Raw genomic sequence first — 12,632 nt, 5'->3', positions numbered from 1 at the left:
GTCGCCCCCAGACGCACCCCCGAGCCCGCCTCCCGGCAGTCCCACGCCCGACCGGTCCCGAGCGCACCCCGGCTCCATCCGGGTCACGGCCGGCCCCCTGGCCGGCACCTCGCTCATCCTGTCCGGGGCACCGGTGACCTTCGGCCGTGCCCCCGACAACACGATCGTCATCAGCGACGACTTCGCCTCCAGCCATCATGCGCGCATCGTCGCCCAGAACGGCGCCTGGGTCCTCGAGGACCTGGGGTCGACGAACGGCACCTTCGTCGACGGCTCCCGCATCTCTTCCCCGGTCTCTCTGAGCATCGGCACGCAGATCACCATCGGCCATACGACGCTGGAGACCCAATCGTGACCACCGCTGGCACCATTTCGCTCCGCTCAGCAGCCCGGTCGCACACCGGGCTGGTGCGTAAGAACAACCAGGATTCCGGCTACGCGGGTCCCAACTTCTTGCTCATCGCAGACGGAATGGGCGGTCACGCCGGCGGCGACGTCGCCTCGGCGATCACCGTGGCCCGGCTGGCCGAACTCGATCGCGAGCCCAGCGGCGACGACGCCCTGGAGCTCCTGCGCACCTCGATCCTCGACGCCAACGACCGCATCTGCCGCGGCGTCGTCGAACAGCCGGAGCTCGCCGGCATGGGCACCACGGTCACGGCCCTGCTCCGCGCCCCCGGCAACCGCTTCGCCCTCGCCCACATCGGCGACTCCCGCGGCTACGTGCTCCGCGACGGCGAGCTGCAGATCGTCACCCACGACCACACCTTCGTCCAGATGCTCGTCGACGAGGGCCGCATCACCGCCGACGAGGCCGAGACCCACCCCCAGCGCTCCGTCGTCATGAAGGTCCTCGGCGATGTCGGGGCTTCCCCCGACCTCGACCTGTCCCTGCGTGAGGCGCAGGTCGGCGACCGCTGGATGCTCTGCTCCGACGGGCTCACCGGCTTCGCCGAGATGGCCGACATCGAACGCGTCCTCACCGAGGTCTCCGACCCCGACGAATGCTGCCGGCAGCTCATCGACCTCGCCCTGGCCGGCGGCGGCGCCGACAACGTCACGGTCGTCATCGGCGACGTCCTCGAGGGCAGCGTCGAGACGCCCACCGGCGTCGCCGTCGGATCCGTCGAGATCAACCCCCAGTACGCCCGGATCGGCACCGACCCCGGCGGCGACGCCTCCACCGAGGCCCTCAACCAGTTCGGCGACGGCGACGTCCCCACCGACACCGTACCCCTGCAGATGGTCGCGGACTCCGACGAGCCCGAACCCACCGCCGAGGCGGTCCTGCCCTCCCGCCGCGACGCGAAGACCCGGGAGATCGAGACGAAGACCCGGGAGATCGAGACCGGGGAGTCCCGGGCCGCGTCCGCCGATTCCGAGACCGCCGAGGGAGATGACCTCGCCGCCGACGACGACGAGGTGGACAAACGGTCGTTCCTCGGCTGGATCATCACCGCGATCGTCATCATCGCCCTCGCCGTCGCCGGCTTCTTCGCCTACAACTACATCAGCAACCACTACTTCCTCACGAGCGTCGACGGCAAGGTCACCCTCTACCGCGGCCTCGACACGACCCTGGGCCCGATCGAGCTCAACCGCCTCGAGGACACCACAGACATCGAGGTCGGCACCCTCAACAGCTTCTCGCAGGACCGCCTGCGCGGCTCCATCCAGGCCGACTCCCGCGATGAGGCCGACCGGATCATCGACAACCTGCGCAACGAGTCCCGGCAGGCCGGCGGAGTGACCGGCAACGCCTCGGACGGCACGAACCCGAGCGACCCGGCGCCGTCCCCGCCGACCGCTCCCACCGGCGTCCCCAGTGATTCGATCACCCGGGAGTCCCAGTGATGTCCGCCTCCCCCGACCAGGTCGCACGGCCGCGGCCCTATCGGCTCGCCGAGCTCGGCCTCCTCATCCTCGCGATCGCGGTGGCCGCGAGTGCCTACGCCCTCGTCGGCCTCGGCACCGAGGGCACCATCCCGGCCAATGTCTACGGCTACGCCGGGTGGCTGGCCGCACTCGGCCTCATCCTCCATGTCGTCGTGTGGTGGAAGGCGAAGTACGCCGATCCCGTCCTCGTGCCCATCGCCGTGCTCCTCAACGGCCTGGGCCTGGCGATGATCTACCGGATCGACTACGCGAAGGACCGCACCGGCGTCGACGCCACCGCATTCACGCAGCTCATCTGGATGACCCTGGGCGTGGGCCTGGCCGTTGCCGTCATCATCTGGGTCAAGGACCACCGCTGGCTGCGCCGCTACACCTTCCTCTCCGGCCTCGCCGCCCTCGTCTTCCTCCTGCTCCCCCTCATCCCCGGACTGGGCAGGACCATCAACGGCGCGCGGATCTGGATCGGGGTCGGAGGGTTCTCCTTCCAGCCCGGCGAGCTCGCGAAGATCCTCCTCGCCGTGTTCTTCGCCGGCTACCTCGTCAGCTACCGCGATCAGCTCGTCCTCGCCGGCCCGAAGATCCTCGGCATCCGCTTCCCGCGATTGCGCGACTTCGGTCCCATCGTCATCGCCTGGGTGGCCAGCGTCTGCATCCTCGTCCTCGAGCGCGACCTCGGCACCTCTCTGCTCTTCTTCGGACTGTTCGTCGCGATGCTCTACGTCGCGACGAGCCGCAAGTCGTGGATCATCCTCGGCCTGGGGTTCTTCGCCGTCGGCGCCGTCGCCGCGACCTTCCTCTTCTCGCACGTCGAGCAGCGCGTCTCGGGCTGGCTCAATGCGCTCAGCCCCGAGGAGTACAACAAGACCCCCGGCGGGTCCTACCAGCTCGTCCAGGGCCTGTTCGGCATGGCCAACGGCGGCCTCTCCGGCACCGGCCTGGGCGAAGGACGGCCGAACATGGTCCCCTACGCCGAATCCGACTTCATCTACGCGAGCCTCGGCGAGGAGCTGGGGATGGCGGGACTGTTCGTCATCCTCCTCGCCTACCTCTTCATCTTCCAGCGCGGCATCAAGACCGCCCAGCAGCTGCGCGACGGATTCGGGACCCTGCTCGCGACGGGGCTGAGCTTCACGATCGCCCTGCAGGTCTTCGTCGTCGTCGGCGGCGTCACCCGCCTCATCCCGCTGACCGGTCTGACGACGCCGTTCCTCGCGCAGGGCGGTTCGTCGCTGGTCGCGAACTGGGTGATCATCGCCCTCCTCCTGCGCATCTCCGACAATGCGAGACGTCCGCTCGAGGACTTCCACACCGGCGTCCTCTCGGTCACGGAGGATCCGGACCGGACCGACGCCTCGGCACGGGAGAAGACGACGAACGCGGACGACGCCCCCACCACGAACGTGGGACCGACCGGAGGTGAACGATGAAGAAGTCCCTGACGCACATCGCGGTCGTCGGATTCGCCATGTTCGCGCTCCTCTTCGGGTCGACGAGCTGGGTGCAGTTCGTCACCGCGGACTCCCTCAACTCGAACCCGCTCAACAACCGTCAGATCCTCGATCAGCTCTCCCGCGACCGCGGGCCGATCCTCGTCGACGGCACCCCCATCGCCTACTCCGAACCCGTCGACGACCGCTACGAGTACCAGCGCAAGTACGGCTCCGGGGACCTCAACCCGCGGGCCTATGCCTCGCTGACCGGGTACTACTCGATCGTCTCCGGCGCCTCGGGGATGGAGCGCGCGGCCAACGAGTACCTCTCCGGGGACTCCGACGCCCTCTTCTACGACAAGGTCGGCAGCATCTTCACGGGTGAGCAGCCGCGAGGCGCCGCCGTCGAGCTGAGCATCGACCCGCAGGTGCAGAAGGCCGCGTGGGACGGACTCGGCGATCAGAACGGCGCCGCCGTCGCTCTCGATCCGAAGACCGGCAAGATCCTCGCCATGGCCTCGACGCCGGGCTGGGACCCCAACGCCCTGGCCAGCCACGACTCCGAGGAGGCCCGGGCGGCGTTCGACCGCCTCAACACCGCCGAGGACAAGCCGGCCTACAACCGCGCCATCGGCGGCAACCTCTACCCGCCCGGGTCGACGTTCAAGGTGCTCGTCGCCGCGGCCGCCCTCGAATCCGGGGACTACACGCCGACGTCGACGCTCAACGGCCCCGGCACGCTCGACCTGCCGCAGACCACCGCGACGATCAGCAACTCCCACCCGGGGGCCTGCCGCAACGGGGGCCGCCCGTCGCTCGCGGACTCGCTGGCCGAATCGTGCAACACCTCGTTCGCCTCCCTCGGCATGGACCTCGGCGAGGACGCGATCCGCGACCAGGCCGAGAAGTTCGGCTTCGGTCAGGAGATCGAGATCCCGCTCTCCGTCGAGCCGTCCACCTTCCCCAGCGACCTCAACCCGCCCCAGCTGGCGCAGTCCTCCCTCGGCCAGTTCGAGGTCAGGGCCACTCCGCTGCAGATGGCGATGATGACCGCCGGCATCGCCAACGGGGGCACGATGATGAAGCCGCAGCTCGTCAACCGGGTGCTCAACTCCGACACCCTCGAGACGATCACCGAGAACCGGCCGCAGGAGATGTCGCGCCCGGTCTCCGGTGACACCGCCGAGGAACTGACCTCGATGATGGAGGGCGTCGTCGACAACGGCACCGGCTCGGTGGCGAGCATTCCCGGCGTCAAGGTCGCCGCGAAGACCGGCACCGCCCAGCACGCGCAGGGCGCGGCCCCGCACGCCTGGTTCATCTCGTTCGCCCCGGCCGACGATCCGCAGATCGCGGTGGCCGTGGTCGTGGAGAACGGCGGGAACGCCGGCAGCGAAGCTTATGGGGCGACGGTCGCCGGACCGATCGCCAAGGACATGATGGAAGCGGTGGTCGAAGAATGAGACCGGTCGAAGGCACCCAGCTGGGCAATCGCTACACCCTGACCTCCCGCATCGCCGTGGGAGGCATGGGTGAGGTGTGGAAGGGCACCGACTCGGTGCTCGGCCGGGAGGTCGCCGCGAAGATCCTCAAGGACGAGTACCTCTCCGATCCCTCGTTCCTCGCCCGGTTCCAGGCCGAGGCCCAGAACATGGGTCGCGTCTCCGATCCCGGCATCGCCGGCGTCTACGACTACGGCGACGAGGGCGGCTCGCCCTACCTCGTCATGGAGTACGTCCCGGGGGAGCCGCTGTCGACGATCATCGAACGCAGCGCGCCCCTGTCGGAGAAGGACACCCTGAGCATCGTCTCGCAGGCAGCTCAGGCCCTCGGTGCCGCCCACCGGGTCGGCGTCATCCATCGCGACATCAAACCGGGCAACATCCTCATGACCCCGGACTTCCGGGTGAAGATCACCGACTTCGGCATCGCCCGCGTCGCCGATCAGGCGCCGCTGACGAAGACCGGCCAGGTCATGGGCACCGCCCAGTACCTCGCCCCCGAGCAGGCCACGGGCAAGGGCTCGGGGCCGGGCTCCGACCTCTACGCGCTCGGCATCATCGCCTACGAGGCGCTGGCGGGCCAGCGCCCCTTCACGGGCGATTCGCAGGTCGCGATCGCGATCGCACAGGTCAACCAGCAGCACCCGCCGCTGCCGGACACGGTCTCCGAACCGCTGCGCCGCCTCGTCGACTGCCTCCTGGAGAAGAAGCCCGACCGCCGGCCCTCCGACGCCACCGCCGTGGCCCGGGCCGCGGACGCCCTGGCCGCCGGGGACGTCGCCGGCGCCGAGGCGATCCTCCCGCAGATGCGTCTGGGCAATGCCGCCTCCGAGGCGCTCACCCAGGCGTTCGGCGCACCGGCAACCGCGGCATCGACGCAGGTCATGCCGGTCACCGCGGCCAACGACGTGACCCGTGCCCACACTGCCGACGAGGCGGGGGCGCAGCGGGGACCGCTCTCTGCTGACGAGGCCGACGGCGACGTCGACGCCAGGCGCGACGACGAGGTCGACGAGAAGCAGTCGAAGAAGGGCCGCGCGCTCATCTGGATCCTCGCCCTGCTCGCCCTCATCGGCCTCGGCGCCCTGCTCTGGTACTTCCTCGGCGGCGGGGGCGACGAACCCGCGCCCGCACCGAGCACCTCGCAGTCGACCTCGGCGACCGCGGAGACGATCGAGATCGACCCGAACGACTACATCGGACTCTCGGAGTCCTCGGCGGTCGACAACCTCGAGCAGCAGGGCCTGCAGGCCGACACCCGCAGCGTCGAATCCCAGGAGGCCGCGGGCACCGTCGTCGACGTCCGAGAGGGCGACAACGGCTACACCTTCGCCGAAGGCGATACCGTCGTCCTCGAGATCTCGTCCGGACCCGCCCCCGAGCCGGAACCGGAGCCGACGCAGGAGCCCGGCACCTCGAGTTCGAGCTCGGGATCGGGGTCGGACTCCGGATCGAACTCGGGCTCGAACTCCGGGTCCGGATCTGGGTCGAACTCCGGATCGGGGTCGAACTCGAACTCCGGGTCGAACTCTGGCTCGGACACCGGTTCCCAGGGCGCCGCCGAGGACGAGTCGGACACGGCCACGGACACCGGTTCGGAATCGGGTGCGGAGACGGACTCGACCACAGGTTCCGATTCCACCGCCTCGGCGGGCGGCGAGGCGGACCAGGGCGCCTCGGCGAATGCGAACTCGCAGGACGCCGCGGCCAACGGCGGCCAGGGCGCCGGAAGCACCGAGAACAACTAACGGTGCCACGGATGAGCGATCGGAACACCAGACAATTGCGCAGCAGCTTCCGCCCGGAGCGGGCGGACCACAGCGGAGGACGAGAATGACTGAACCCAAGGTGCTGTCGGGGCGGTACGAAGTTCGTGCGCTCCTCGGCCGTGGGGGCATGGCGGAAGTGCACGAGGGCGTCGACACCCGGCTGGGCCGGCGCATCGCGATCAAGCTGCTGCGATCCGACCTCGCCCGCGATCCGTCCTTCCACACCCGGCTCAAGCGGGAGGCCCAGTCCGCGGCCGGGCTCAACCACCCCGGCATCGTCGCCGTCTACGACTCGGGAGAGGAGGAGTTCGCCGAGACCGGCGGCTCCTCGGTGTCCGTGCCCTTCATCGTCATGGAGTACGTCGAGGGCCAGACCCTGCGCGAGGTCCTCAACGACCACGGCACCCTGACGATCGACGAGGCGCTCAACGTCATCGCCGGCGTGCTCGCCCCGCTCGAGTACAGCCACCGCAATGGGATCGTCCATCGCGACATCAAGCCCGCCAACGTCATGCTCACCCCCGAGGGCGACATCAAGGTGATGGACTTCGGGATCGCCCGGGCGCTCAAGGACAACAGCGGGCTGACCCAGACCCAGTCGGTCGTCGGCACCGCCCAGTACCTCTCGCCCGAGCAGGCCCGCGGCGAGGTCGTCGACGCCCGTTCCGACCTCTACTCGACGGCGTGCCTGCTCTACGAGCTCCTCGTCGGCCGACCGCCCTTCGTCGGCGACTCCCAGCTCGCGGTCGCCTACCAGCACGTCGGCGAGGTCCCGAAGCCGCCGAGCTTCTACAATCCCAACGTCCCGCCGGAGGTCGACAGGCTCCTGCTCCACGCCCTGCTCAAGGACCGCGACGAGCGCTATCAGGACGCCTTCACGTTCCGGGAGGACGTGCTGGCCGCCCGCGACGGCAGACCGCTGAGCTTCGACGACGACGCCGACCGTACCCAGGCGTTCCCGATGGCCCCGACGATGGTCGGCGGAGCGGCGCCGTACGCCTCCGACGCCGAGGCGGCCCCCGAGACGGGTGCGGTCGCGACGATCCTCGACACGGAGGAGAAGACTCCGCAGAAGCGATCGCGGGCCTGGGTGTGGATCGGCAGCATCTTCGTGCTGCTCGCACTGGCCGCCGTCGCCCTGTGGGTGTACGAGATCAACAAGCCGCCGGACATCGTCCAGGTTCCCATCACCGATGTCGCGGGGATGAGCGCCGACGACGCCGAGGCGGCCCTCATCGAATCGGGGCTCACCGTCGACCGTGAGGAGGAGTTCAGCGAGGAGGTCGACGAGGGCGACGCGATCCGCACCGACCCCGCCGCCGGGCAGACCGCGCCGGAGGGCACGCTCGTCACCCTCTTCGTCTCCACCGGTCCCTCGAGCGTGGAGGTCCCCGACGTCTCGGGCGAGAAGGAGGAGGACGCCCGGACGATCCTCACCGACGCGAAGCTGCGCGCCGGCACCCATATCTCGCAGAACTCACCGGATGTGGAGAAGGGCGTCGTCATCGAGACCCGTCCCGGCACCGGGACCAAGGTCGACGTCGACTCCAATGTCGACCTCGTCGTCTCCTCCGGCCTCGTCGAGGTCCCCGACGTCCTCGGCAAGACCGAGGACGAGGCCTGCCAGGTCCTGAAGGGCGACGACTACCAGCTCGGCTGCAAGGTCGAGGAGGTCGAGACCGCCGACCATGACGAGGGCACGGTGTTCGAGCAGTCGGCGACAGGCGGCAGCGAGGTCCAGCAGGGAGCGGAGATCACCGTCCGGGTGGCCAAGAAGCCGCCGGAGCCGTCTCCGACGATGCCGTCGCTGCCCGGCGGCATCCCCACCGCCCCGACCTCACCCGGACCCAGCGACGACGAGGATCCCGCCGGAGGCGGCTCAGGGGGTCTGCGGGACTGGCTCGAGGACAACTGAGCCGCACTCGTCGTGGCCGACGCTCGCTCCTGCGCCCGCCCTGCCGCCGAGCGGCCAAGCGATGCCCTGCCGGGCGAGAACCGGCAGGGCATCGTCCATCTCAGCCGAGCACGATGAAGAGGTCCGTGCGCAGGGTCGCCGGGTCGACGTCGGGCCCGGGCTCGGTGACGTAGACCTCGAAGAACGGCAGCCCCGGGTGGAGGCCGGCGGAGCGGATCTCATCCATGAACCCGCCCCATGCGGCGGAGAGACCGTCGAAGCCGCCGATGTGGGAGATCGCCGCGACCGAGCCCGCGGGGAGTTCGGATGGAACCGCGGTCAGGCCCCCGCCCAGGTCGAGGGAGCGCGGGAGACCGGCCGAGACCGGCACCCCGACCTGGATGTCGACCGAATCGCTCGGCTGCCGCGTGTAGAGCGCGAGCGCGGGGCCGATCATGTCGACGGAAGCCTCCTCGAGGGCCGGGAAGAGGCCGGCGAAGGTGCGGTCGAAGAGGCTGGGCAGCTCGTCGATCGGATGGTTCCTCGCCTCGACGACGGCGGTCGGCACCGAGGCGGCCTCGAAGACGGTGAGCTCGGTGAATGGCTGGGGCGGGAAGTAGCTCTGCTCTTCCATGACTGGTCCTCTCGGGTCGGCACCACCCGTGTGGTGCATCGTGGCCCCAGCCTAACGAGTCAGTCGGAGCGCGCGGAAGGCTTCGCCGGAGACGGAGTGGCCAGCCTGGCGGCGATCGGGAAGACGAGAACGGTGATGGCACCCGCGGTCACCATCACCGAGGCGGTCGTACTCGTGATGATCTCGCTGGACACCGCGACCTGGGTGACGGCGACGATGATCGGCAGTCCCGTCGCTCCGTAGAAGCCGAGCGCGATGCGCTCCCGGGTGCTCGTCAGCCCGGAATGCGTCGGGGTCCAGGCCTCCCGGAGGACGATCGGCAGTCCCCGCACCACGGCGATCATGCCGACGACTCCGAGCAGCATCGGCCACTTCGCGACCACCTCGGCGATGTCGATGCTCATGCCGCTCGTGACGAAGAAGACCGGGATCAGGAGGCTGAAGCCGACGATCTCGACCTTGTGCATCACCTCGTGCGCATGGTCCGCGTCGATCGCCTTGATCGCGGCGTTGGCGAGGATTCCGGCGGCGAACGCGCCGAGGGCGACGTCGAGCTCGAAGACCGCCGTGACGAGCATGAGGGTGACGAGCAGGACCACGGTCATGCGCATCGTCGTCTGCATCGTCGAGTTCGCCGCCCCGCCGAGAGCCCGGGTGAGCAGCGGAACCCGGCGGAAGACGCGTCCCGGGATGACGACGGAGGCCACCGCGATGATCGCGAAGGCGACAAGCAGACCGGCGGAGAGCCAGGTCCCGCGTGTCGAGAGCAGCAGTGACATCGCGACGATCGGGAGCAGTTCGCCGTAGGCGCCGTGCACCATCACGGCCTTGCCCAACGGCGTCGTCGTCGCACCCGAGTCCTTGAGGATGGGCAGCAGCGTGCCGAGCGCCGTCGATGTCGAGGCGATGCCGAACACCACCGCGACCTGCCAGTCGCCGGCGACGATGAACAGGGCCGCGATGACGCCGAGCACCGCGCAGATCACCCAGGTCAGCGCCGCCTGCCTGCCCTGCTTCGCGCGCATGTCCGAGGTGCTGACCTCGAAACCGGCCAGCAGGAAGAGGAACCCCATGCCGAGCTCGCGCAGGAACCCGACGGCCTCGGTCTGCTCGGCGAGGGCGAAGCCGTGGGGCCCGATGACCACCCCGAACACGAGCAGCCACACGACATCGGGGACGTACCGCCGGGTGACGAGGGCGAGGACCGGCGCGATGGCCGCGACGAGCACGATCCACCACACGGAGGTGAGGTTCTCCACGAGTGCGTGATCCATGGGACGAGCCTAACGGTCGCCGACGGCCGGGCAGCGACCGGTGCGCCGGCCCTTCACCGGCCGCCGCTCACCGCAGGGCGGACACGGGGTCTTCGCGCTCAGTCGCCGTGCCCGGACGACGCCGTGGTCGTCGAGATCGCCGTGGCCAGCGGGGACATCGACGCCGCCTGCTCCGCGGCACCGGAGATCCCGCAGACCTCGAGCCAGTTGCCGAGCATCATGTACCCGCATTCGGTGAGCACGGACTCCGGATGGAACTGGACCCCGTAGAGGGGCGCGGATCGGTGCTCGATCGCCATGACCACGCCATCCTCGGTGCGGGCGGTGACGGTGAACTTCTCCAGGTCGAGGGTCTCGTCGACGATCGCCAGGGAATGGTAGCGGGTCACGGTCAGCGGGCTGGGACAGCCGGCGAAGATGCCCTCCCCGTCGTGCGTGATCACCGAGGTCTTGCCGTGCATGAGGACCGGCGAATGGGTGACGGTGGCGCCGAAGACCTCGCCGAGGGCCTGGTGGCCCAGGCAGACGCCGAACACCGGCATGCCCGAGCCCTCGGCCCATTCGATGAGGACCGGGCACAGACCCGATTCGGACGGGGTGCCGGGGCCCGGCGACAGCAGCACGCCGTCGTACTCGCGCGCCCTTTCGAGCGCCGCCTCGGCGGACAGGTCGTCATTGCGGATGACGTCGACCTGCGCGCCGAGCTCACGGACGTAGGCGACGAGGGTGTAGACGAAGCTGTCGTAGTTGTCGATGACGAGGATCTTGGTCATTGGCCACCATCGGTCACGGTTGCGTTGTTGAAGGGCATGTAGGGCGCGACGACCGGGAAGATGTACTGCATGAGCACGAAGACCACGGCGGCGATGAGGATCAGGCTGATGAGGATCTTGACGAACCAGTTGCCGGGGAGGATGCGCCAGATGAATTCGTACATGCTCATGCACCGCCGTTCTTGCTGACGTTCTGATAGGCCTGCGAATCCCTGATGCTCTCGGGCGCCTCGCCGCCGGCCGGGGTCCAGTCGGTGAGCTCGGCGTAGGCGACATAGCGCTCCCGGGCCGAGAACATCGGGTTGCAGGCGGTCATCGTGAGGATCCGGTCCTTGCCCTTGGCCTCGGGCATGTCCGGGACGGGGGCGAGCACCTCGACGGCGTCGGGGAGGATGATGTCGAAGTTGCGGAACGTGTAGGTGTAGAACCCGTCCTTCGTCTGGACGATGATCTCGTCGCCCGGGCGCAGGTTCGCGATCTTGTTGAGCGGCTTGCCGTAGGTGACGCGGTGGCCGGCGATCGAGAAGTTGCCGATCTCCCCGGGCATCGCCGAGTTGGGATAGCGGCCGACGCCCATCCGGTTGAGCACCGGCTCCATGTCGACGCCCTCGGCCACGGTCCGGTAGTAGTCGTCGCCGAAGCGCGGGATGTAGAAGATCCCGAAGGCCTCGTTCTTCGCCACGGGTTCGGCGACCACCGGTTCGTCCGGGTCCTCCGGCAGCTTGTTGGGGTCCTGGTTCGACCAGTCCTCGGTGAGTTCGTCGGCGAGGACCTCGTTGCCGCGGTTGGCCTCGATGTCCGTCCACCACAGCTGCCAGACGACGAAGAGGATGAGGATGAGGCCGGCCGTGATGCACAGTTCGCCGAAGGTGCGTATGGTGCCGCGGATCGGTCCCAGCGGCTCCCGCTCCGGAGGCCGACGGCGGTCGCGGCGCGAACCGCCTCCCGCGCCATCGCCTGCCCCTCCCGCTGCGGTCTCGGGTCCGGCTGCCGAGCCGTGCACGGCCGTGTCGAAGGAGGTCGCGCCCGCACCCGGGACGGGAGCCGTCGCGGAGTGCTGGGCCGCGGCCTGTGGGACGGCGGCCTGCGGAGCGGTCGGTGCCGAATGGCCGGAACCCTGGCGCAGCGGCGGTGCGTCGGGGGACGAGGGCGCGGCCGGGGAACCTCCGGCGGCCTGGGCCGCCTCGCGGCGGCGCAGCTCCCGGCGGCTGGGCAGGGGCTGGTCGTAGGGCGAGGGCTGGACAGGAGTCGGCTCCCGCCGCTGCGCAGGACGAATGGTGGGTCGCGACGACGCCTCTGCGCCGAACTCGTCACCCGGGTAGGGACTATTCACCACTGCTCCACCGTGTCTGCTGCTTCGAATCGGGGCGCCCGCGCGTGGGCGGGGACACACCACTGCACTTTATCCTAAGTGGCTTCGCACCGCTGATCCGCCCTCTCGGGTTTTTCGACGACCGAGG

At 69.4% G+C, this 12,632-nt stretch carries 11 protein-coding genes; 6 read left to right on the top strand and 5 right to left on the bottom strand.

What is annotated here, in order from left to right:
• The 6 genes from DFO65_RS04355 to pknB form a co-directional block, all read left to right on the top strand.
• Window positions 1-355: FHA domain-containing protein FhaB/FipA (locus tag DFO65_RS04355; RefSeq protein WP_147233244.1), on the top strand; the 355-nt coding region annotated here is incomplete at its 5' end.
• Window positions 352-1,854 (top strand): PP2C family protein-serine/threonine phosphatase, encoded by a 1,503-nt coding sequence (locus DFO65_RS04350; RefSeq protein WP_113903181.1) that lies wholly within the window; start codon window positions 352-354, stop codon window positions 1,852-1,854. The genes DFO65_RS04355 and DFO65_RS04350, both read left to right, overlap by 4 nt.
• The gene (locus DFO65_RS04345) at window positions 1,854-3,323 is read left to right on the top strand and encodes an FtsW/RodA/SpoVE family cell cycle protein (RefSeq protein ID WP_113903180.1); all 1,470 of its coding nucleotides are present in this window, start codon (window positions 1,854-1,856) and stop codon (window positions 3,321-3,323) included. Before DFO65_RS04350 ends, DFO65_RS04345 begins: the two co-directional genes overlap by 1 nt.
• On the top strand, window positions 3,320-4,789 hold the full coding sequence (locus DFO65_RS04340; RefSeq protein ID WP_113903179.1) for a peptidoglycan D,D-transpeptidase FtsI family protein: 1,470 nt from the start codon (window positions 3,320-3,322) through the stop codon (window positions 4,787-4,789). The genes DFO65_RS04345 and DFO65_RS04340 overlap by 4 nt, the downstream gene beginning before the upstream one ends.
• The gene (locus DFO65_RS04335; protein ID WP_113903178.1) at window positions 4,786-6,576 is read left to right on the top strand and encodes a protein kinase domain-containing protein; all 1,791 of its coding nucleotides are present in this window, start codon (window positions 4,786-4,788) and stop codon (window positions 6,574-6,576) included. Before DFO65_RS04340 ends, DFO65_RS04335 begins: the two co-directional genes overlap by 4 nt.
• An 85-nt stretch (window positions 6,577-6,661) precedes the next feature.
• Window positions 6,662-8,512, top strand: a complete 1,851-nt coding sequence (gene pknB / locus DFO65_RS04330) for a Stk1 family PASTA domain-containing Ser/Thr kinase (protein ID WP_113903177.1) — start codon at window positions 6,662-6,664, stop codon at window positions 8,510-8,512.
• Between the two features lie 100 nt (window positions 8,513-8,612).
• Here the strand turns inward: pknB and DFO65_RS04325 are convergent, their stop codons facing one another.
• The 5 genes from DFO65_RS04325 to DFO65_RS04310 form a co-directional block, all read right to left on the bottom strand.
• Entirely contained in the window at window positions 8,613-9,125 is a 513-nt protein-coding gene (locus DFO65_RS04325; RefSeq protein ID WP_113903176.1) for a GyrI-like domain-containing protein, read from the bottom strand.
• Between the two features lie 59 nt (window positions 9,126-9,184).
• The gene (locus DFO65_RS04320) at window positions 9,185-10,399 is read right to left on the bottom strand and encodes a cation:proton antiporter (RefSeq protein WP_113903175.1); all 1,215 of its coding nucleotides are present in this window, start codon (window positions 10,397-10,399) and stop codon (window positions 9,185-9,187) included.
• Window positions 10,400-10,497: 98 nt separating this feature from the next.
• Complete coding sequence (locus DFO65_RS04315; RefSeq protein ID WP_113903174.1) at window positions 10,498-11,172, bottom strand: anthranilate synthase component II; 675 nt, start codon at window positions 11,170-11,172, stop codon at window positions 10,498-10,500.
• Complete coding sequence (locus DFO65_RS17040) at window positions 11,169-11,342, bottom strand: hypothetical protein (RefSeq protein WP_181778618.1); 174 nt, start codon at window positions 11,340-11,342, stop codon at window positions 11,169-11,171. Before DFO65_RS17040 ends, DFO65_RS04315 begins: the two co-directional genes overlap by 4 nt.
• On the bottom strand, window positions 11,339-12,505 hold the full coding sequence (locus tag DFO65_RS04310) for a class E sortase (RefSeq protein WP_245940468.1): 1,167 nt from the start codon (window positions 12,503-12,505) through the stop codon (window positions 11,339-11,341). The genes DFO65_RS17040 and DFO65_RS04310 overlap by 4 nt, the downstream gene beginning before the upstream one ends.
• Window positions 12,506-12,632 lie beyond the last annotated feature (127 nt).

This window comes from Brevibacterium sanguinis (genome assembly GCF_003315415.1).
GTDB lineage: Bacteria > Actinomycetota > Actinomycetes > Actinomycetales > Brevibacteriaceae > Brevibacterium > Brevibacterium celere_A.
This window is presented reverse-complemented; position numbering and strand designations above follow the sequence as displayed.